Consider the following 19,342-nt stretch of genomic DNA (forward strand, 5'->3'; position numbering starts at 1 on the left):
TGAACGACGCGTTCTTGGGGAGGGTTAACGCGTCAGTCGGGGCGGGAAATGTCTTCCAGCGTCTCGCCGGTGTACTTTTCCTTCACGCGCGTCGACAGGTCGCCCAGTGAGACCACGCCGACCAGCCGGCCGTTCTTGTCCAGCACCGGCGCGCGGCGCACCTGGCGGGTGCCCATCAGGTCCAGGGCCGTTTTCAGGTCTTCGTCATCGCGCACGGTCCAGGGATCGCGGCTGATGAACTCGACCACCGGCGACGAGGGCGCGGCGCCCCCGGCCACCGCGCGCACGGTGATGTCGCGGTCGGTGATGGTCCCGATCAGGCTGTCGCCGTCCGCGACCGGCATGAAGCCGAAATCGCCCTGGCTCATCCGCCCCGCCACTTCCTGCAGCGTGTCGCCCGGCCGGGCGACGTGGACGTCCTTGCTCATGATGTCGCGAATCCGCATGGGGCTCTCCTGTCGGTGAATCTGGCGGCAGAATGCGGGGGGTGGGGACGGAGTTCCGGCGGCCGCCATTTCCCCATGCGCGCCGTGGGCCTAGAAGCGTCGCCGCATTGAGGAAACGCCCATGACCACGCCCACCGACGACATCCGCGCCACGCTGACGCGTCTGGGCGTCGATCCGTGGGCCGAAGGCGGACTGGCGGTGAGTTCGCCCATCGATGGGGCCCTCCTGGGCCATGTGGCCGAGACGACCGTGGGCGCGGTGGAGGCTGCGGTCGCGCGGTCGGTCGCCGCTTTCGAGGCCTGGCGGCGGGTTCCGGCCCCGCGGCGAGGGGAGCTGGTTCGGCTGCTCGGCGAGGAGCTGCGGGCGTCGAAGGACGACCTGGGGCGGCTGGTGACGCTGGAGGCGGGGAAGGTCCTGTCCGAGGGGCTGGGCGAGGTGCAGGAGATGATCGACATCTGCGACTTCGCCGTCGGCCTGTCGCGGCAGCTGTATGGCCTGACCCTGCCCAGCGAACGGCCCGGGCACCATATGCGCGAGACGTGGCAGCCGCTGGGGCCGGTGGGGATCGTCACCGCGTTCAACTTCCCGGTCGCGGTCTGGGCGTGGAACGCGGCGCTGGCGCTGGTGTGCGGCGACCCGGTGATCTGGAAGCCGTCGGAGAAGACGCCGCTGACGGCGCTGGGCGTCATGGCGGTGTTCGAGCGGGCCGCAGCCCGGTTCGGGGACGCGCCCGAGGGGCTGGCGCAGGTTCTGATCGGCGGGCGCGAGGTGGGCGAGGTGCTGGCGGCGGACGTGCGCGTGCCGCTGATCTCGGCGACCGGGTCGACCCGAATGGGCAAGGCGGTGGCGACGACCGTGGCCGGGCGGCTGGGGCGCAGCCTGCTCGAACTGGGCGGCAACAACGCCATGATCGTGACGCCGAGCGCGGACTTGGAGCTCGCGGTGCGGGCGGTGGCGTTTTCGGCCGTGGGCACGGCGGGCCAGCGGTGCACGACGCTGCGGCGCCTGCTGGTGCATGAGGATGTGGCCGAGGCGCTGCTGGCCCGGCTGGTCGCCGCCTACGGCAGCCTGCCCATCGGCGATCCGCGCGAGGCGGGCACACTGGTCGGGCCGCTGATCGATGAGGCGGCGGGGGCGGCCTTCGATGCGGCGCTGGCGCAGGCGGCCGCCGAGGGCGGCGAGGTCCTGATCGGCGGCGGTCGCGAGGGCGAGGCGGGCGTCTATGTGCGGCCGGCCATCGTGCGCATGCCAGGCCAGACGCCAGTGGTGATGACGGAGACCTTCGCGCCGATCCTCTATGTCATGACGTGGCGCGACTTCGACGAGGCCGTGGCGATGCAGAACGCGGCGCCGCAGGGGCTGTCGTCGTGCGTCTTCACCGATCGGGTGTCGGAAGCCGAGGGCTTTTTGTCGGCCTGGGGCTCGGACTGCGGCATCGCCAACGTCAACATCGGGCCCTCCGGCGCCGAGATCGGCGGGGCGTTCGGCGGCGAGAAGGAGACGGGCGGCGGGCGAGAGTCGGGTTCGGATGCGTGGAAGGCGTATATGCGCAGGCAGACCCAGACGGTGAACTTCTCCGGCGCCCTGCCCCTGGCGCAGGGGGTCAGGTTCGATCTCTAAAGATCCTCACCCATTGGGGGAGGGGGACCCCGAAGGGGTGGAGGGGGCTCGCGGCGAACGCGCCGCTCGATCCGCTCGACCACCTCGGCCAGATCCTGAAGCACGTCGCGGGCGGGAATGCGCCAGACCTCGATTCCGCGCGCGCCTAGCCATGCGTCGCGCGCAATGTCCGCGCGCGCCTGATCCGGTCGTTCATGGCCTTCGCCGTCGACCTCGAGCGCCAGCTTCAGCGCGTCGCAATAGAAGTCGAGGATGTAGGGGCCGACGGGATGCTGACGTCGGAAGCGGGCGCCGCCGACCTTGCTCCCACGGATCGCGGTCCACAGCACAACCTCGGGCAGGGTGAGTTTGCGACGGAGGTCGCGGGCGCGGTCGATGGTCGGCTTTGGGGCATCCACGCAGGGATGATCGCACAGGTTGCGCTTGCTGCGAGCCCCCTCCACCGCTTCGCGGCCCCCCTCCCCCCATGGGGAAGGATCTAGGGCCGAAAACTCAGACGTTTCCCTTGCGTCCGCGCCCGGCCGATGGCCCTATCGCGGCGAAGCTGGCGGTAGTCCGGCACGGGAGTCGAGATGAGTGAACAGGGCGCGCCGCACTGGCGCAGGATCGCGGACAATCCGAAATATCGGGCGCTGGTGAAAGAGCGCAGCCGGCTGGGCTGGACGCTGGCGACGGTGATGTTCGCCTTCTACGTCGCCTATCTGCTGCTGATCGCCTTCGACAAGGCGCTGCTGGCCAAGCCCATCTTCGCCGGCGGCGTGACCAGTTGGGGAATTCCGGCGGGCTTCGGGCTGATCGTCTTCGCCATTCTCATCGTCGCCTTCTACGTCGCGCGCGCCAACAGCCGCTTTGACCGCCTGACCCGCGAAATTCTCGAGGACGCCGCCCAATGAATCGCGGACGGTTGATGCTCTTCATGGCGGCGGCCCTGGCCGTCATCGCCGGGCCGGCTTTGGCCGATGCGCTGACGGGCGAGACCCAGCAGCAGGCGACCAACTGGATCGCCATCGGCATGTTCGGCGCCTTCGTGCTGCTGACGCTCGGCATCACCCGCTGGGCCGCCTCTCAGACCAAGACGACGGCCCAATTCTATACCGCCGGCGGCGGCATCAGCGGCTTCCGCAACGGGCTGGCGATCGCCGGGGACTATATGTCGGCGGCGTCCTTCCTGGGCATTTCGGCCCAGATCTTCACAGACGGATACGACGGGCTGATCTACTCGATCGGCTTCCTCGTCGGATGGCCGATGATCCTGTTCCTGATGGCCGAGCGGATCCGCAACCTGGGGCGCTTCACCTTCGCGGACGTGGCTTCGTTCCGCTTCGCGCAGGGGCCGGTTCGGACCTTCGCGGCGATCAGCACCCTGCTCGTCGTGGCCTTCTACATGATCGCCCAGATGGTGGGGGCGGGTCAGCTGATCAAGTTGCTGTTCGGCCTGCCGTACAACTATGCGGTCATTCTCGTGGGCGTCCTGATGATGGCCTATGTGATGTTCGGCGGCATGACGGCGACGACCTGGGTCCAGATCATCAAGGCGGTGATGCTGCTCAGCGGCGCGACGTTCATGGCCATCATGGTCATGGCCCAGTTCGGCTTCTCGCCGGAGGCCCTGTTCGCAAGGGCGGTCGAGGTGAAGACGAACCTGGCCGCCGCCAACGGAACGGCCGATCCGGCCGCGGCCGGGCGAACCATCATGGGGCCAGGCGGCTTCATCAAGGACCCCATATCCGCGATCTCGCTGGGCCTGGCGCTGATGTTCGGGACCGCCGGCCTGCCGCATATCCTGATGCGCTTCTTCACCGTTCCGAACGCCAAGGAGGCGCGCAAGTCGGTGCTGTGGGCGACCACCTGGATCGGCTATTTCTACCTGCTGACCTTCATCATCGGGTTCGGCGCCATCGTGCTGGTGGCGACCAATCCGGGATATCTCGACGCGGCGGGCGCCTTGCGAGGCGGCGGCAACATGGCGGCGATCCACCTGGCCCATGCGGTCGGCGGCGACGCCTTCCTGGGCTTCATTTCGGCCGTGGCCTTCGCGACCATCCTGGCGGTGGTGGCGGGACTGACGTTGTCGGGCGCCTCGGCGGTGTCGCACGACCTCTACGCCATGGTGATCAAGCCGTCGGCGGCGGGGACCAAGTCCGAGCTGCAGGTGTCGCGAATCACGACCCTGGTGCTGGGCGCCGTGGCCATCGTGCTGGGGATCCTGTTCGAGAAACAGAACGTCGCCTTCATGGTGTCGCTGGCCTTCGCTCTGGCCGCTTCCGGCAACTTCCCTGTCCTGATGATGAGCCTGATGTGGAAGGACTGCACCACGTGGGGCGCGACCATCGGCGGGCTTGTGGGCGTGGTGACGGCGGCGGTGCTGACGGTCCTGTCGCCGGCCATCTGGGTGAAGGTGCTGGAGAATCCCGAGCCGATCTTCCCCTATGCCTCGGCGGCGATCTTCTCGGTGCCGGTGGCCTTCTTCACCATCTGGCTGGTGTCGATGCTGGATCGCGGGCAGCGGGCGGTGATCGACCGCGCCGGGTTCGAGGAGCAGCGGGTGCGGTCGGAAACGGGGCTCGGCGCATTCGCAGCGAGCGATCACTGAGGCCTTTCAGATCCTCCACCGTGTAGCGAAGCGAAACGGGGGAGGGGGACCGCTCTTGCGGTGGAGGGGGCGGAAGCGGGGCGCCGCGGCAGCCGTCTGACTGCGTGGATGCCCTCGCCCCCTCCACCCCTTCGCGGTCCCCCTCCCCCGCGAAGAGCGGGGGAGGATCTTAGCGTCCCCGCGTATCCACCCGCGCCACGACGCTGAGGCCTGGCGCCAACCGGTCCATCCCGTCCTGCCCCGGGTCGATGCGGATGCGCACCGGCACCCGCTGCGCCACCTTGGTGAAGTTGCCTGTCGCGTTGTCCGGGCGGATGACGCTGAACTCCGAGCCTGTGGCCGGGGCGATGCGTTCGACGCGGCCTGTCAGCACCTGTCCGCCCAGGGCGTCGACCTTCAGTTCGACCGGCTGGCCGACGCGGATGTTCGGCAGCTGGTTCTCCTTATAGTTGGCCGTGACCCACAGGACGTCGGGAACGATGGCCATCATTTGGGTTCCGACCGCGACCTGCTGGCCCTGCCGCACCGAGACTTCACCCAGCCGTCCGTCGCGCGGGGCGATGATGCGGGTGTTGGCCAGGTCGATCTCGGCCAGATGGACCTGGGCGCGAGCGTTCTCGACAGCGGCCTCCAAGGCGCCGCGGCCGACGACGGCGGAGGTGACGCCGGTCTCGGCGATGCTCTCCTGCGCCTGGCCGGCGGCCAGCTGAGCCTGGGCGGCGCGCAGGGCGGTGCGGGCGACGTCGACCTGGGCCTGGGCGACCCAGCCGCCGTTGAACAGGGTCTGGGTGCGGTTGAAGTCGGCCTGGGCCTTGGCGACGGCGGCTTGGGCGCCGGCGATGGTCGCCTCGGTCTGGGCGACCGAGCCGCGCGCGGAAGTCTGGCTCTGGGCCGAGTTGGCCAGTTGCGCCTCGGCGGCGTGCAGCACGGCCTGGGCCTGTTCCAGCTTCTGGCGATAGATGCGGTCGTCGACGACAGCCAGCACCTGACCCTGGCGGACGGCCTGGAAGTCCTGGACGTTGACGGCGGTGACGTAGCCCGAGACCTGGGGCGCGATGACGGTCACCTGACCGCGCACATAGGCGTTATCGGTGCGCTGAACGCCGCTGGTGAAGGGCGGCAGTTTCCATGCCCACAGAACCAGCAGGACGCCGATCAAGGCGACGGCGATCAGCAGGATGGAGACCAGCACGCGCTTGCGCGGCGGGCCGGCCATCGGGGTCGCGGGTGCGGCGGCTGTAGCTGAAGCGGGTTGGGCGGGGGCGGTGTCGGTCATGGCTTTCGTTCGGGGCTCTATTCCACGGCGGCGACAGCGGCCGCCGTTTGGTCGTCGGAGTGGGGGTGGCGCGCGGCCCAGCGGGCCTGAAGGCGCGGACGGAAGTGGTGGAACGTCACCCAGGCGCAGCCCAGGGCGGCGAAGGCGCTGATCAGCAGGAAGACGTCGTTGTAGGCCAGGACGTGGGCCTGCTGGGTGATCTGCTGTTGCAGCAGGATCTGACCCTCGGCGGTGCGCAGGGCCGGGTCGCCGATGACACGGGCGTATGCGCCCGACAGCTGTTGCAGGCGCAGGACGACCTGGGGGTCGCCCAGGGTGATGGCCTCGCTGAGCTGGTTCGAGTGGAATTTCTCGCGCACCGTCTCGATCGTGCCGACCAGGGCCGAGCCCAGCAGGCCGCCGACGTTCTGGCCGATGCCGAAGACGACGATGAAGCTGACCAGGTTCTGCGCGCCCTTTTGCAGCACCTGGGTGATGCCCTGCATCAGGGCCGGGCCGATGAAGAAGGCCGAGGCGAAGGCCAGCAGGGCCTGGCTGAAATACAGTTGGGCCGGGCGGGTCAGGGTCGTGGAATGGGCGTCGATGAAGGTGCCGATGGCGATGAGGCCCAGCGCGATGGCGATCGGCTTGTCCAGCTTGGCCATGTTCAGGGTCAGGGCGCTGGTCAGGCTGCCGACCGCGGTGGCGATCAGGACAATGGCGAACAGGCCGTGCATCTGGTCCGGGCCGACGCCGAGTTGGCTCAACAGGCCGACCGCACCCGAGGTCTGTTCCGACAGGACGATGCGCACCCCGACGATGGCCAGGGCCAGACGGATCATGACGGGGCCGGTCAGCCAGCCCAGGTTGATCAAGGGCGTCTTGCGGTTCAGCTCGACCACCAGGGCGGCGGTCAGCAGGATGATGGAGCCGGCGCTGGCCCAGCCGATCCAGGCGGCCTCGGTCCACCAGACGATGCGGCCCAGACCCAGCACGGCGCAAAGCAACGCCATGCCCGGCGCGAACAGGGCGAAGGTGACGAAGTCCAGCGGATCGAACGCCTTCATCCGCTCGGACGGCGGCAGGCGCAGGGCGAAGACGGCGGCCAGCGACAGCAGCGACAGCCCCAGCTCGAAGACGTGAAAGCCGGTCCAGTCGGATATCTCCACCAGATGGTTGGAGAACAGGCGCACACCCGGCAGGGCCAGGCTGGAGGCGCCGATGGCTAGGATCAGACCCTTCAGCCGGATCGGCTGGGGGAAGGCCTGGATGATGTAGAGGAAGCCCAGCGACGACAGCGCCGCCGAGGCCATGCCGGCGAAGGCGCGCACGGCCAGGGTCGAGGCATAGTCCTCGAAGAACAGGGCGCCGACGCCGATCAGGGCGTAGGCGATCAGAAAGATCTGGGCGAACAGACGCAGGCCGTACTGCTGACGGAACTTGATCAGCAGCAGGTTCATGCAGGCGTTGGTCATGACGAAGACGACCGGCAGCCAGGCCGCCTCTGTCGTCGAGACGCCCAATGCCCCGGCCAGTTGCTGCGTATTGGCGCTGACCATGGCCGCGCCGATCGAGCCGGTGGCGGTGACCAGCAGGCCGACGGCGGCGTAGGCGGCGCGGTAGGCGGGCGCGTGGTCCGGCGTCGCGGGCGAGCCGGGCAGCATCGGCCGCTCATGCGGCTGCAGCGTCTGGACGTAGTCGGCCCAGGGCAAATGGAAGTTGCGACGGTTGCCGCTCATGGCCGCGTCCTCACGGCGTCGATCACAAGTTCTAGCGTGCGGCGGGCGATGGCGTTGCGTTCGCGCGGCGCGGCCTGGTGCAGACCCGCGCCCAGCATGGCCGACAGCACGCGCATGTCAGCGGACGTCAGGTCGGGGCGAATAACGCCGGCGGCCTGAGACACCTTTATCGGTCCGGCGCAGGCCTGGCGCATTGCGGCGCGCAGGGGCGTCAGCAGTTCGTTAGACGGCGCGGCGCGCACGACACCGCCCAGAGCGGTGTTGCGGACCAGCCGCTCGGACAGGGCGGTCAGGAAATCGATGAAGGCCTCGTCGTGGTCGGCGTCCTCGAACCGCGCACCGAGGTCAGCCACGTCGTCCATCAGCACGGCCAGCGCGATCTCGGTGCGGCCGGGGAAGTTTCGATACAGGGTGGCGCGTCCCACGCCCGCGCGCTCTGCGATCCGGTCGAGCGGCGCGTCGATGCCCTCCTCGGCGAACACGGCGCGGGCGGCGTCGAGAATGGCCGAACGGCGGAGGGCGGCATCCTTGCGAAGAGGCTTGTCCATGACGGAGCGTTAAGTGGACATGCGTGTCCACTTGTTCAAGGGGAGGGTCAAGCGGCTTATCCCTCTCCCAGAGGGAGAGGGCTTTTAGCGCCTGAGAGCCGAAGGCGATCAGTCTTGCGCGAAAGGGTGAGGGGTGAAGGGTTACCGGACAGGGCGCACCCCTCACCCTTTCGGCTGTTCCAATCGCTTCGCTCTTGGAGCCTCAAGTCCTCTCCCTCTGGGAGAGGGTTACAGTTCTTGGGCCAACGCTCCCGCCAAATCCCCCGGTCCGGTGACGGCGACTTCGCCTAACCCCAGCCACCCCGCCATCAACTTCAGCTCCCCCGCTAAACTTGCCGCCGTGTCCGCCGTCACATCCGGCTCGGCCCACGCAGCCTGCACCCGCAGCACACCCGCCTGCCGGTCCGACTTCAGGTCCACACGCGCGGTAATCGCCTCGTCCTCCAGGAACGGCAGGACGTAGTAGCCGTGCGTCCGCCTGTGGGCCGGGGTGTAGATTTCCAGCCGGACCCGCACGCCGAACAGGCGCTCGGTGCGGTCGCGGGCCCAGATCAGGTTGTCGAACGGCGACAGCAGCGCCGCCCCCTCGACCTTGCGTGGACGGCGGGCGCCGGGCGCCAGATAAGCCGTGTGGCGCCAGCCCTTGATCGTTACAGGCGTCAGCTCGCCGGCCTCGACCAATTCGGCGACGCGGGCCCTGGCGTCTGCGACGGGCAGGCGGAAGTAGTCACGCAAGTCGACCTCGGTCGCCACGCCCATGGCGCGCGCGGCGATGCGGACCAGTTCGCGCTGGGCGTCGGCCTCACTGGGCGTCGCGATGTCGAGGATACGGGCGGGCAGGGCGCGCTCGGGGATGTCATAGACGCGCTCGAAGCCCCGGCGCGTCACGGTGGTGATGAAGCCGGCCCAGAACAGCCACTCCAGCGCCCGCTTGCCGTCCGACCACGACCACCAGCCGGGGGCGCCGCGCGGCGTGTCGGGGGCGAAGTCGGCACCGGTAACCGGCCCACGCTGCTCGATCTCGGACAAGACCGTATCGATGTAATCGCGGCGCTCGCGCCCGAAGCGGCTGAGGCCGGTCCACATGGCCCCGTCGCGCGCGCGCTCCATGCGCCAGCGGAACAGGGGCTGGAGTTCGAGGGGAAGGAGGGAGGCCTCGTGGCCCCAGTATTCGAAGAGGGTGCGACGCTTGCCCCAGGCCTCTGCCTCCAGCGCTTCGCGGGGGTAGGCGCCGAGGCGGGAAAAGGCGGGTAGGTAGTGGGTTCGGCTGACGACGTTGACGCTGTCGATCTGGATGACGCCGAGGCGGCGGGCGATGTCGCGGACGTGGCGGGCGGTAGGCGTGTCAGGACGCGGACGGCCGAAGCCCTGAGCGGCGAGGGCGATACGACGGGCGGCGGCGGGGGAGAGCGAGTCCATACGCTCAGAATGACGCCTTCCCTCTCCCGGCGGGAGAGGGCTTGAGGCTCCAAGAGCGAAGCGATTGGCCCAGCCGAAAGGGTGAGGGGTGGACCATGTCCTGTGAGCCTCCACCCCTCACCCTTTCGCGCAAGGACGACGGCTTCGCCGCCGTGCGCTCAAGCCCTCTCCCTTTGGGAGAGGGAAGGCGAGGTTACGGCGCCGTCCTTGCCGGCAACGCCGCCGCCGCTCGGACCATCTGCACGAACTCCGCGCGGTCGCCGTACGGGTCTTCGCCGCGCGCGCCTTGGGCCTGTTCGAGGATGGCGTCCCAGCCGTAGTCCCCGCGCATCCACGGGTCCGCTCGCAGCTTCTGGCCAAAGGCGGCGACGGCGATGGCCCAGCGGGTGCTCTCGGGCGGAACCGAGGATATGGGGCCGCTTGCCCGGTTCGACACGGGCTGCTGGATCAGGCGCGACCTCTCCTGGCCAGGCAGTTTGTAGCGCACCTGCACGAAGGCCATCTCGCCGTTCGGGTCGCCGCGCGGCGCGGTGCGGTTGGCCTCGTAGCGGCGGTCGGGGACCTGCGTCGGGCCGCCGACGGGAATGATTTCGTAGAGGGCGGTGACGGACGCCCCCGAGCCGACCTCGCCCGCGTCGACCCGGTCGTTGTTGAAGTCTTCCTCGTTCAGCAGCCGGGTCTCGTAGCCGATCAGGCGGTATTCGGCGACGCGGGCCGGGTTGAACTCGACCTGGATCTTGACGTCGTCGGCGATGGGGAAGGCACCCCGGTCGAACATGGGGCCGAACAGGCGGCGCGCCTCCCGCAGGCTGTCGACATAGGCCGCCACGCCGTTGCCGGCCTGGGCGATCGTCTGCATCCGTTCGTCCTGATAGTTGCCGCGCCCGAAGCCGTAGACCGACAGGTAGATGCCCGTGGATCGCTTGGCGGCGACATAGTCCTCGATCCGCTGGTTGTCGGTGACGCCGACGTTGAAGTCGCCGTCGGTGAACATGAGGATACGGTTGACCTTGTCGGCGCCGAAGGCCGCTTCGGCCTGCTGGTAGGCGTTGACCATGCCCTGCGCGCCAGCGGTCGATCCGCCGGCGTTCAGGGTCGCGACGGCGCAGCGCAGTTTCAGCTTCTCATCGCCCGGCGTCGGGCCGACAGCGGTGCCGACGTCGGAGGCATAGAAGGTGACGGCGACGCGGTCCTCGGGACGCAGCCGGTCGATGATCAGGTTCATCGCCTTCTGGGCCATCTGCAGCTTGTCCGGCGACTGCATCGAACCGGAGACGTCGACCATGAAGGTCAGGTTCAGCGGCTTGCGCTCACCGGCCGGCAGCTCATAGCCCTGCAGGCCGATGTGGACGATCTGGCGCCCCTCCCTTTCACCTTGGGGCGCCCAGGGCGCGGCCGCGACGGCCGTGGTGATGGCGAAGGGTTCGGCGGCGCTGGTCGGCCGGGCGTAGCCGTAGTCGAAATAGTTCACCATCTCCTCGACCCGCACGGCGTCCGGCGGCGGGGCGCGGCCCTCGTCGATGAAGCGGCGGACGTTGGAATAGCTGGCGGTGTCGACGTCGATAGAGAAGGTCGAGACGGGCTCGTCGGCGGTGCGCCGCACCGGGTTGGGCGTGGCGTCGGGATAGCGTTCGGTGTCCTGCTGCACGGGCTGGCCGGGCACGATGCGCGAGCCGGTGACAACGATGTCCTCACGCTTGGAAGGCTCGATGTTCACCGTCACTGGAGGCGGCTGCAGCGGGCTCGGCGGAGGGGGCGGAGGCGGAGGCGGAGGGGGCGGCGGTGGTCCGGCCGTGGCGGTCATCGGCATGACGCCGCCGATCGCCCGCTCCTGCCGATACGGATCCTGCACCGCGAACCCCAGGGCTCGGCAGGCGGCGGGCGTGGGCTCGCCGTCGGAAGGCTTGGCCACGGCGATGGTGGGCGCCACGGCGGACGGGGCGACGACCGCCAGACCCATCACAGCCGTCAGGGCGGCTCTCAGAATGCGGCTCATGACGTCACCTCCTCTTGGCCCCCGATACGGAGGTGACGCACGCCGTTCGGCGAAACTGTGGCGGGGATCCGATACGGCCAAGGTCTGGCGCAAACGGGTCACAGCCCCCACTATCCACGGCTCGCGAAAGACAGGGGCACGGCATGAGCGAAGCGGCACACGGACTGGATCTGGCGCCCGCCGCCGCCCTGCTGGCCGCCGCCGTCGTCGCCGTGCCGGTGTTCCGCAAGCTGGGGCTGGGCTCGGTGCTGGGCTATCTGGCCGCCGGCCTGGCCATCGGCCCGTTCGGCCTGGCCCTGTTCCGCGAACCCGAGACCATACTGCACGTCGCCGAGTTCGGCGTGGTCATCTTCCTGTTCATCATCGGGCTGGAGATGCGACCGCGCCGGCTTTGGGCGCTGCGCAAGGACATCTTCGGCCTGGGCGCAAGCCAGGTGATGCTGTGCGGCCTCTTGCTGACCCTGGCCGCCTGGGCCGTGGGCGTGCCGCCGGCCGTGGCCTTCATCGGGGCCATGGGCTTCGTCCTGTCGTCCACTGCCGTGATCATGCAATCGCTGGACGAGCGGGGCGAGATTTCCGCGCCGTCGGGCCAGCGGGCGGTGTCCATCCTGCTGCTGGAAGACCTGGCCATCGTGCCGCTGCTGGCCATCGTCGCCGTCCTGGCCTCGACCATGGGCGTGTCGCACGAGCAAGCGCCGCCCCTGTGGCAGACCATCGGCTTCGCGGTCGCGGCCGTGGGCGGCGTCCTGCTGGCGGGCAGCTATGCGATCAATCCGATCTTCCGCTTCCTGGCCAAGAACGGTGGGCGCGAGGTGATGACCGCGGCGGCGCTGCTGGTGGTCGTCGGCGCCGCCTGGGCCATGTCGCTGGGCGGTCTGTCGATGGCCATGGGCGCCTTCCTGGCCGGGGTGCTGCTGTCCGATTCCACCTTCCGGCATCAGCTGGAGGCAGATGTAGAGCCGTTCCGCGCCATCCTGCTGGGCCTGTTTTTCCTCAGCGTCGGCATGTCGCTGGACGTCGGCGTGGTGATGGCCGACTGGCGCTTGGTGCTGGGCGGGCTGGCGGCCTTCATGGTCATCAAGGCCCTCGGCATCTACGGCGTGGCGCGGCTATTCAGATCCGGCCACCGCGAGGCGCTGGACCGCGCCGTCCTGTTCGCCCAGGGCGGGGAGTTCGCCTTCGTCCTCTATGGCGCGGCCTTTGCGGTCGGCCTGTTCGACGCGCGCACATCGTCGGTAATGTCGGCGATCGTCATCCTGTCGATGGCGCTGACGCCGCTGACCAGCCTGGCGCTCAAGGCGCTGACGCCGCCGGACACCGGCCTGTCGCCCGACGACGCCGAGGGCGTGGACCGCGCGGACGGCCTGGTGGGCCGGGTGCTGATCATCGGCTTCGGCCGCTTCGCCCAGGTCGTATCGCAGCCGCTGCTGGCGCGCGACGTGGACGTGTCGATCATCGAGAACGACGTCGAGATGATCCAGGCGGCGGGAAACTTCGGCTTCAAGATCTACTATGGCGACGGATCCCGGCTGGATACGCTGCGGGCGTCGGGCGCCGCGACGGCCGAGGCCATCCTGGTGTGCGTCGACAAGCCGGAGACCGCCGACCATATCGTCGAGCTGGCGCGCGCCGAGTTCCCGCTGGCCAAGCTGTTCGTCCGTTCCTACGACCGCGGCCATTCGCTGCGCCTGATCCAGGCGGGCGTCGATTACCAGATCCGCGAGACGTTCGAATCGGCGCTGAAGTTCGGCGCCAATGTGCTGGCCGAACTGGGCGTGTCGGACAGCGATGTGGCCGACACCGTCGCCGATGTCCGCCGCCGCGACGACGCCATTCTGGACGTCCAGGTCACCGGCGGTCTGGCGGCCGGTCGCGGCATGATGCGCGGCAACATGGTCACCCCGACGCCCGAGCCCTACGTCAAACCCCGCCGCGAAGGCCGCGTCATCAACGCCGACGCGGCCGAGGGCGCCATCGAGGCCGAAGAGCGGGCGGAGAAGGCCGGGGTGGACTGAGCCTCCCGTCCGGCGTGCCGTTAGTGTAGGAGGCCTCGCATGACCGCCCCTCCCCACAGGCTGTCCGTCGCGCCGATGATGGACTGGACCGACCGGCATTGCCGAGCGTTCCACCGCGCGCTGTCGAAGCGGGCGCTGCTCTATACGGAGATGGTGACCTCGCTGGCGGTGATCCACGGCGACCGCGATCGGTTGCTGGGGTTCGACGCGGTCGAGCATCCGGTGGCGCTGCAGCTGGGCGGGTCGGAGCCGGCGCAGTTGGCTGAGGCGGCGCGGATCGGCGCCGACATGGGCTATGACGAGATCAACCTGAACGTCGGCTGCCCGTCCGACCGGGTGCAGTCCGGCCGGTTCGGGGCGTGCCTGATGCGGGAGCCGCAGTTGGTTGCCGAGTGCATGGCCGCCATCGGCGCGGCGGTGGACGTGCCCGCGACGGTGAAGTGCCGCATCGGCGTGGACGATCAGGAGCCTGAGGTCGCCCTCTTCGACCTGGTCGACGCGTGCGCACAGGCGGGCGTGAGCACCTTTATCGTCCATGCGCGCAAGGCCTGGCTGAAGGGCCTGTCGCCCAAGGAGAACCGCGACGTGCCGCCGCTGGACTATGGCCTGGTGCGGCGGCTGAAGCGCGAGCGGCCGGCGCTGACCATCGTGCTGAACGGCGGGGTGCCGACGATGGAGGCGGCGGTGGAGCATCTGCGGGCTGACGACGGGGTGCAACTGGACGGCGTCATGATGGGCCGCGCCGCCTATCACGAGCCGGCGCTGCTGGGCCGGGTGGACCGGGCGCTGTTTGGCGCCGAAACCGACGTGGACGCCTATCAGGCCATCGAGGCCTACAAGCCCTATATGGCCGTGCGGCTGTCGGAAGGCACGCCGCTGCACGCCATGACGCGGCACATGCTGGGGGTCATGCACGGACGGCCGGGCGCGCGAACCTTCCGGCGCATCCTGACGGTCGAGGCCATCGACCGCAGCGCGGGGCTGGATGTGGTGGATCGCGCTGTCCAGGCCGTGCGCGAGGCCGAGGCGCGCCGCGACGACGTGGCCGACGCCGCCTGATGCTGGGACTGCCGCTCGGCGAGATCGTGACCCTGCTGGCCGCCGTCATCGCGGCGGGGCTGCTGGGCGGGCTGGTCGCGGGCCTGTTCGGCGTGGGCGGCGGGACGGTGATCGTGCCGGCGCTGTTCTATGCGTTCGAGACGCTGGGGCTGGGCGGCGAGAGCAATCTGCACGTCGCCATCGGCACCTCCCTGCTGACCATCGTCGCCACGTCCTGGCGGTCGCTGAGTGCGCATCGCAGCCACGGGGCGGTGGACGAAGAGGTGCTGAAGACGTGGAGCCCGTGGGTGGCGGGCGGCGCCCTGATCGGCGCGGGGATCGCCGGCTTTACCTCGATGGCCGGGCTGGCCATCGTCTACGGTACCTGCCTGGCCGTGGTGGCGGCGCAGATGGGATTGTTGCCCGAGCGGATCACCCTGTCGAAGACCCTGCCGACCGGCTGGGTGCGGCGCATTCTGGCTGCGGCCATCGGCGGACTGTCGGCCATGATGGGCGTGGGCGGCGGCAGTCTGGGCGGCATGGCCCTGACCCTGTGCGGACGGCCGATCCACCAGGCGGTGGCGACGGCGTCCGGCCTCGGCATCGCCATCGGCGCGGCCGCGACCCTGGGCTTCGTGGTGTTCGGCTGGGATGCTATCGGGCGGCCGGCGTTGTCGCTGGGCTATGTGAACGTGCCGGCGGCGATCCTGATGGGGCTGCTGACCACGGCCGTCGCGCCTTACGGGGCCAAGCTGGCGCACCGGCTGGACAAGCGGGTGCTGCGAAAGGCCTTCGCCCTCTACCTGCTGGCCACGGCCGTGTCGGTGATGATCAAGGCGCTCTGAACATACCGAACGTCGTTAAGGGAACGTAAGCGGTCGGAGCCGATCCTGGCGGCCTGCTCCCCGATTCTCCCCCCGAGCGTTCAAGGACGACCGAGATGCTCCGCGCCGCAATATACGCCTCTGCCTTGATCGCTGCCATCGCACTGACGGCCGGCGCCGCTGACGCCCAGACCAGCCGTCTCGCCGTCGGTGTGCAGGGCGGCACGCTCGGCGCCGGCGCCGGCGTCCAGTTCTCGCTCAACGACTACCTTGTGCTGCGCGGCAGCTACGACGCCTTGTCGATCGAGCGCGACGATACCTATGACGACATCGCCTATAACGGCGATGCGGACTTCTCGTCGCCTGGCGCCTTCGTGGACCTGCACCCGTTCCGCAACGCCTTGCTCATCTCGGGCGGCGTCTATCTCGGGGACCGAAGCGTCAGCATCGACAGCACGCCTACCGGCTCGACCGAGGTGGGCGGCGTCACCTTCACGCCTGAGCAGATCGGAACGCTGAAAGGCTCGATCGATCTTGAGGGGACCGCGCCGTTCGTTGGGGTCGGCTTCGACAACACCTTCACCAGCGGCGGTCACTGGGGCTGGCGCGTGCTGGTCGGCGCGGCCTTCAGTGATGAGCCTCAGGTCGATCTGGCGAGCGAAGGCGGCACGGTCTCCGCCACGCCCCAGTTCCAGGCGGCGTTGGCCGTCGAGGAAGCCGAGATTCAGGCCGAGGCGGATGACTACAACGTCCTGCCGGTCGTGCAGGTGGGCCTGAACTACCGGTTCTAGGGTCGCAGCGTCAGGCCGGACGGCGTGGCTTCCATGCTGGACAGCTTGCCCAGATAGCTCATGCCCAGGAGGGAATAGGGCAGGCCCTCCTCCACGATCAGGGCCTGCACCTGACGTACCTCGGCTCCGGCGACGGCGACGACGCTCAGCGTGACCGGCGCGGCGCGAACAGGACCGGATGCGGTCTCGACGCGGGCGGTGAAATCTTCGGACTTCGGCGACAGGCCCAGACGCGCGGCGTCGTCCCGGGTCAGGGCCACGACGCTGGCGCCCGTGTCGACCAGCACCCGCACGGCGCGCCCGTCGATGCGCGCCTCGGCCCAGTAGTGGCCGTCCGGTCCCTTGACGATCTGAGTATCCGATCCGCGGGCAACGGGTGCGGCGGCGACCACAGCGGGCGCGGCCTGGGCCGTACCTGGCTGGTCCAGCCTATGGATCCAGAAAGCCGCAGAGAGAGAGGCGCAGAGCGCCGCAACAAAAACGCCGAGGGAGGACAGGTCGAAACGCATGGATCCACGCTGAACGCGCCGCTTCTGCGGCCACGACCTGTCTAGGCGACCGGGGTTGGAATGCGGTGAATGGATGTGGTGGACGCCGCGTTTACCCTTTGAAACCAACCCGGAAGGCTTCGGGCAGGCGATCCACGCGCGCGGGCAACTCGGCCATGATCTGCGCCCGCCGCTCGTCGTCCAAGCGCGACCATTCGGCGATCTCCTGCAGGCTACGCAGGCAGCCCAGACACAGACCGGACGCCCCATCCACGGCGCAAACCTTGACGCATGGAGTGATGACGGGGCGGGGTGGGGCGTCGGTCATTTATGACATCCTAACGAAAAACACTCCGGCATCGGATCAAAAAACTTGCCAATCGCTACGGGATGCGTATCCTGTAGTGGACACGAAACGACTATGAGGGTGAGACCCCCTGCAAGCACGACGTGTCTCTTTTCTTCGTTCACGAAAGGAGACACCCGATGAACGAGCGCGACCGCAATCTACAGCACGCCATGATGTCCTTCGCCCTTTTCGGCGGGATGCTGGTGAACACACGACGGCAGAGCGAAGGGCGACATACCAGCCCTTCTTCGGCCTTCAGCCCGATTTCGCCGCGAAAACCGCGGCGCTGAAGCCATCGCCCTTGCAGTCAACGACCCCGGTCCCGAAAAGGCCGGGGTCGTTGCAACTTGGGGGTCCTGATGACCGCATTGATCCGCGAAAGCCGCCAGGGCGACATCGCCGTCTGGACCTTGGACCGCGCAGACCGGCTGAACGCCGTGCCGGACCTGGGGGATGGCGACGCCTTCGCGGCCGCCTGCGAGCGGGCCAATGCGGACCCGTCCCTGCGCTGCATCGTCCTGACCGGGGCCGGGCGGGCCTTCTCCGCCGGCGGCGACCTGAAGGCCATGCGTGACCGACGCGATCTGTTCGAGGGCTCGGGCCTGGCGATCCGCGAGCGCTACCGCCGCGTGGTGCATCGGATCATGCGGTCGCTTTACGGGCTGGAGCTGCCGCTGATCGCGGCGGTGAACGGTCCGGCCATGGGCCTGGGCTGCGACATCGCCGGCCTCGCGGACCTGCGGGTCGCCTCCGATCGCGCCAGCTTCGGCGTGCCCTTCCTGAAGCTGGGCATCGTGCCGGGCGACGGCGGAGCGTGGCTGTTGCCGCGCAATGTCGGCTACGTGCGCGCGGCGGAGATGTTGTTCACCGGCAAGGTTCTGGACGCCGATACGGCGCTGGCGTGGGGGCTGGTCAATGCAGTGACGCCGCACGACGGTCTTATGGCGGAGGCCATGCGGCTGGCGCAGGAGGTCGCGTCCCGCCCGCCTCACGCCCTGCGCCTGACCAAGGCACTGCTCCGTCAGGGACGCGACGCAACCTTCGACCAGATTTTGGAGCAGTCGGCGGCCATTCAGGCCCTGGCTCACCTCAGCGCCGACCATGCCGAAGGCGTGGCCGCGGTGATCGAGAAGCGGGCGGGCGTCTTTCGGGGCGAGTGATCTCCCGTCGGCGCAATGTCGGCGCGAGACCCTGCGCTTTACGCCGCAGGCCGCATCGAACGCTCGGGACCGACGCCCGGCGAGACCGGACGCGGGGCGCCCGCCTGCTGGCCCGCCTTCATGAACTTCACCAGCACCCGCTGGCCGATCAGCAGTGGCGCTGTGTCGGCCGACACCACCACCTCGACCACCCGCTCGTCGGTGGCCTGCGACTGGTCTTCCGACGACAGGCGGCGGGCGCCGAACAGGGGGGCGATGCGGATCACCTTGCCGACATAGACCTTGGACTGATCGGCTTCCGAGACGATCTCGACGTCCTGGCCGGGCGTCACATTGGGGATGTCGCTCTCGATGATCTCGGCGCGGACGATCCGCTGTGTGTCGGGCTGCAGGTCGAACATGTTGGACACGTTCAGGGTCGAGGCGCCGGCGCCCGGGTTGGCGTAGCGACGCACGATCCGGCCGGCCATCGGCGCGCGGATGATGGTCAGTTCCAGATTGTAGGCGGCCTCGTTCAGGCGGGCGCGAGCGGTCATGATCGAGGCCTGCTGCGCGGCGTAGTTGGCGCGGGCGGCGTCGATGGCGTCCTGGGCCTGGTCGATACGCTGGGCGGCGACGAAGTTGGTGGCGACCAGCTTCTCCAGCCGCTCGCGTTCACGCACGGCGGTGTTGATCTGAACCTGGAGCATCCGCAGCTGGCTCTCGGCCTGGGCGACTTCGGCGCGGGCGCGGGATACGGCCAGACGTGGCTCGTCGTCTTCCTGGCGGGCCAGGATCTGACCGGCGGTGACGCGATCGCCTTCCTGCACCAGAACCTCACGCACCACGCCGCCACGGCGCGCCGCGACGTTGATGATGCCGCCCTCGACGTCGGCCTTGCCGTTGGCGACGGCGGAGTAGGGGCTGACGACCGCCTCGGCCGACGCCTTCTCGACCTCGGCCTTCTTGGCCTTGCTGGCGTTCGACATGACGACGAAGCCGACGACCAGGACGATGATCGCCAGGACGCCGATCCAGAGCCACTTGTTCTTCAGGAAGCGAGGCATGGGTTCTAAGGCTC

19 protein-coding genes are annotated in these 19,342 nt (G+C 69.0%); 9 read left to right on the top strand and 10 right to left on the bottom strand.

Translation table 11 applies throughout. The features are described from left to right. Window positions 1-32 precede the first annotated feature (32 nt). A complete protein-coding gene (locus ASG17_RS04735) occupies window positions 33-446 on the bottom strand; it encodes a CBS domain-containing protein (RefSeq protein ID WP_056099881.1) in 414 nt (137 codons plus the stop codon). Window positions 447-567: 121 nt separating this feature from the next. On the opposite strand from ASG17_RS04735, the gene ASG17_RS04740 reads away from it, so the two are divergent. Continuing rightward, window positions 568-2,067: an aldehyde dehydrogenase family protein gene (locus ASG17_RS04740; protein WP_056099883.1), complete on the top strand. Its 1,500-nt coding sequence runs from the start codon at window positions 568-570 to the stop codon at window positions 2,065-2,067. Here ASG17_RS04740 and ASG17_RS04745 read toward each other — a convergent pair. Next, complete coding sequence (locus ASG17_RS04745) at window positions 2,064-2,510, bottom strand: endonuclease domain-containing protein (protein WP_235560357.1); 447 nt, start codon at window positions 2,508-2,510, stop codon at window positions 2,064-2,066. The two genes, ASG17_RS04740 and ASG17_RS04745, sit on opposite strands and share 4 nt — an antisense overlap. A 129-nt stretch (window positions 2,511-2,639) precedes the next feature. Here ASG17_RS04745 and ASG17_RS04750 point away from each other — a divergent pair, with 129 nt between their 5' ends. Together ASG17_RS04750 and ASG17_RS04755 are read left to right on the top strand one after the other, a co-directional pair. Then, window positions 2,640-2,960, top strand: coding sequence for a DUF485 domain-containing protein (locus ASG17_RS04750; RefSeq protein ID WP_056099886.1), 321 nt, complete (start codon window positions 2,640-2,642; stop codon window positions 2,958-2,960). A gap of 23 nt (window positions 2,961-2,983) precedes the next feature. After that, window positions 2,984-4,660, top strand: coding sequence for a cation acetate symporter (locus tag ASG17_RS04755; RefSeq protein ID WP_235560358.1), 1,677 nt, complete (start codon window positions 2,984-2,986; stop codon window positions 4,658-4,660). A gap of 169 nt (window positions 4,661-4,829) precedes the next feature. On the opposite strand, the gene ASG17_RS04760 is transcribed toward ASG17_RS04755, so the two are convergent. From ASG17_RS04760 to ASG17_RS04780, 5 genes are all read right to left on the bottom strand, one after another. Then, complete coding sequence (locus tag ASG17_RS04760; RefSeq protein WP_082496117.1) at window positions 4,830-5,936, bottom strand: HlyD family secretion protein; 1,107 nt, start codon at window positions 5,934-5,936, stop codon at window positions 4,830-4,832. 17 nt (window positions 5,937-5,953) lie between these two features. Beyond that, window positions 5,954-7,654, bottom strand: a complete 1,701-nt coding sequence (locus ASG17_RS04765; protein WP_056099896.1) for an MFS transporter — start codon at window positions 7,652-7,654, stop codon at window positions 5,954-5,956. Then, complete coding sequence (locus ASG17_RS04770; RefSeq protein WP_056099898.1) at window positions 7,651-8,202, bottom strand: TetR/AcrR family transcriptional regulator; 552 nt, start codon at window positions 8,200-8,202, stop codon at window positions 7,651-7,653. The genes ASG17_RS04765 and ASG17_RS04770 overlap by 4 nt, the downstream gene beginning before the upstream one ends. 228 nt (window positions 8,203-8,430) lie before the next feature. Beyond that, on the bottom strand, window positions 8,431-9,621 hold the full coding sequence (locus tag ASG17_RS04775; protein WP_056099901.1) for a winged helix-turn-helix domain-containing protein: 1,191 nt from the start codon (window positions 9,619-9,621) through the stop codon (window positions 8,431-8,433). 193 nt (window positions 9,622-9,814) lie between these two features. After that, complete coding sequence (locus tag ASG17_RS04780) at window positions 9,815-11,617, bottom strand: VWA domain-containing protein (RefSeq protein WP_056099904.1); 1,803 nt, start codon at window positions 11,615-11,617, stop codon at window positions 9,815-9,817. Between the two features lie 143 nt (window positions 11,618-11,760). Between ASG17_RS04780 and ASG17_RS04785 the strand changes: the two genes are divergently transcribed. The 4 genes from ASG17_RS04785 to ASG17_RS04800 all read left to right on the top strand — a co-directional run bounded on the left by ASG17_RS04785 (window position 11,761) and on the right by ASG17_RS04800 (window position 16,285). Next, complete coding sequence (locus ASG17_RS04785; RefSeq protein WP_056099905.1) at window positions 11,761-13,632, top strand: monovalent cation:proton antiporter-2 (CPA2) family protein; 1,872 nt, start codon at window positions 11,761-11,763, stop codon at window positions 13,630-13,632. A gap of 39 nt (window positions 13,633-13,671) precedes the next feature. Continuing rightward, the gene (gene dusA, locus ASG17_RS04790) at window positions 13,672-14,691 is read left to right on the top strand and encodes a tRNA dihydrouridine(20/20a) synthase DusA (protein WP_056099908.1); all 1,020 of its coding nucleotides are present in this window, start codon (window positions 13,672-13,674) and stop codon (window positions 14,689-14,691) included. After that, entirely contained in the window at window positions 14,691-15,515 is an 825-nt protein-coding gene (locus ASG17_RS04795; RefSeq protein ID WP_056099911.1) for a sulfite exporter TauE/SafE family protein, read from the top strand. Before dusA ends, ASG17_RS04795 begins: the two co-directional genes overlap by 1 nt. Before the next feature lie 95 nt (window positions 15,516-15,610). After that, window positions 15,611-16,285: a hypothetical protein gene (locus ASG17_RS04800; RefSeq protein ID WP_056099914.1), complete on the top strand. Its 675-nt coding sequence runs from the start codon at window positions 15,611-15,613 to the stop codon at window positions 16,283-16,285. Here the strand turns inward: ASG17_RS04800 and ASG17_RS04805 are convergent. Both ASG17_RS04805 and ASG17_RS04810 read right to left on the bottom strand, forming a co-directional pair. Continuing rightward, on the bottom strand, window positions 16,282-16,794 hold the full coding sequence (locus ASG17_RS04805) for a TIGR02281 family clan AA aspartic protease (RefSeq protein ID WP_056099916.1): 513 nt from the start codon (window positions 16,792-16,794) through the stop codon (window positions 16,282-16,284). The genes ASG17_RS04800 and ASG17_RS04805 overlap by 4 nt on opposite strands. Before the next feature lie 91 nt (window positions 16,795-16,885). Beyond that, window positions 16,886-17,101, bottom strand: a complete 216-nt coding sequence (locus ASG17_RS04810; protein ID WP_056099919.1) for a DUF1289 domain-containing protein — start codon at window positions 17,099-17,101, stop codon at window positions 16,886-16,888. A gap of 158 nt (window positions 17,102-17,259) precedes the next feature. Between ASG17_RS04810 and ASG17_RS15640 the strand changes: the two genes are divergently transcribed. Together ASG17_RS15640 and ASG17_RS04815 are read left to right on the top strand one after the other, a co-directional pair. Further along, window positions 17,260-17,412, top strand: a complete 153-nt coding sequence (locus tag ASG17_RS15640; protein ID WP_200935027.1) for a hypothetical protein — start codon at window positions 17,260-17,262, stop codon at window positions 17,410-17,412. Window positions 17,413-17,481: 69 nt separating this feature from the next. Continuing rightward, the gene (locus ASG17_RS04815; RefSeq protein WP_056099922.1) at window positions 17,482-18,282 is read left to right on the top strand and encodes a crotonase/enoyl-CoA hydratase family protein; all 801 of its coding nucleotides are present in this window, start codon (window positions 17,482-17,484) and stop codon (window positions 18,280-18,282) included. A gap of 38 nt (window positions 18,283-18,320) precedes the next feature. On the opposite strand, the gene ASG17_RS04820 is transcribed toward ASG17_RS04815, so the two are convergent. Beyond that, entirely contained in the window at window positions 18,321-19,328 is a 1,008-nt protein-coding gene (locus tag ASG17_RS04820) for an HlyD family secretion protein (RefSeq protein ID WP_056099925.1), read from the bottom strand. Between the last annotated feature and the right edge of the window lie 14 nt (window positions 19,329-19,342).

Source organism: Brevundimonas sp. Leaf363 (assembly GCF_001424025.1).
In the GTDB taxonomy this organism is placed as follows: Bacteria; Pseudomonadota; Alphaproteobacteria; order Caulobacterales; family Caulobacteraceae; genus Brevundimonas.

What these genes read in the sequence shown, in the direction of transcription:
- ASG17_RS04815 (WP_056099922.1), top strand. Translation starts at nt 17,482, where the DNA reads ATGACCGCATTGATCCGCGAAAGCCGCCAGGGCGACATCGCCGTCTGG.
- dusA (WP_056099908.1), top strand. Translation starts at nt 13,672, where the DNA reads ATGACCGCCCCTCCCCACAGGCTGTCCGTCGCGCCGATGATGGACTGG.
- ASG17_RS04820 (WP_056099925.1), bottom strand. Translation starts at nt 19,328, where the DNA reads ATGCCTCGCTTCCTGAAGAACAAGTGGCTCTGGATCGGCGTCCTGGCG.
- ASG17_RS15640 (WP_200935027.1), top strand. Translation starts at nt 17,260, where the DNA reads ATGAACGAGCGCGACCGCAATCTACAGCACGCCATGATGTCCTTCGCC.
- ASG17_RS04785 (WP_056099905.1), top strand. Translation starts at nt 11,761, where the DNA reads ATGAGCGAAGCGGCACACGGACTGGATCTGGCGCCCGCCGCCGCCCTG.
- ASG17_RS04810 (WP_056099919.1), bottom strand. Translation starts at nt 17,101, where the DNA reads ATGACCGACGCCCCACCCCGCCCCGTCATCACTCCATGCGTCAAGGTT.
- ASG17_RS04740 (WP_056099883.1), top strand. Translation starts at nt 568, where the DNA reads ATGACCACGCCCACCGACGACATCCGCGCCACGCTGACGCGTCTGGGC.
- ASG17_RS04760 (WP_082496117.1), bottom strand. Translation starts at nt 5,936, where the DNA reads ATGACCGACACCGCCCCCGCCCAACCCGCTTCAGCTACAGCCGCCGCA.
- ASG17_RS04800 (WP_056099914.1), top strand. Translation starts at nt 15,611, where the DNA reads ATGCTCCGCGCCGCAATATACGCCTCTGCCTTGATCGCTGCCATCGCA.
- ASG17_RS04750 (WP_056099886.1), top strand. Translation starts at nt 2,640, where the DNA reads ATGAGTGAACAGGGCGCGCCGCACTGGCGCAGGATCGCGGACAATCCG.
- ASG17_RS04780 (WP_056099904.1), bottom strand. Translation starts at nt 11,617, where the DNA reads ATGAGCCGCATTCTGAGAGCCGCCCTGACGGCTGTGATGGGTCTGGCG.
- ASG17_RS04795 (WP_056099911.1), top strand. Translation starts at nt 14,691, where the DNA reads ATGCTGGGACTGCCGCTCGGCGAGATCGTGACCCTGCTGGCCGCCGTC.
- ASG17_RS04765 (WP_056099896.1), bottom strand. Translation starts at nt 7,654, where the DNA reads ATGAGCGGCAACCGTCGCAACTTCCATTTGCCCTGGGCCGACTACGTC.
- ASG17_RS04770 (WP_056099898.1), bottom strand. Translation starts at nt 8,202, where the DNA reads ATGGACAAGCCTCTTCGCAAGGATGCCGCCCTCCGCCGTTCGGCCATT.
- ASG17_RS04805 (WP_056099916.1), bottom strand. Translation starts at nt 16,794, where the DNA reads ATGCGTTTCGACCTGTCCTCCCTCGGCGTTTTTGTTGCGGCGCTCTGC.
- ASG17_RS04775 (WP_056099901.1), bottom strand. Translation starts at nt 9,621, where the DNA reads ATGGACTCGCTCTCCCCCGCCGCCGCCCGTCGTATCGCCCTCGCCGCT.
- ASG17_RS04735 (WP_056099881.1), bottom strand. Translation starts at nt 446, where the DNA reads ATGCGGATTCGCGACATCATGAGCAAGGACGTCCACGTCGCCCGGCCG.
- ASG17_RS04755 (WP_235560358.1), top strand. Translation starts at nt 2,984, where the DNA reads ATGGCGGCGGCCCTGGCCGTCATCGCCGGGCCGGCTTTGGCCGATGCG.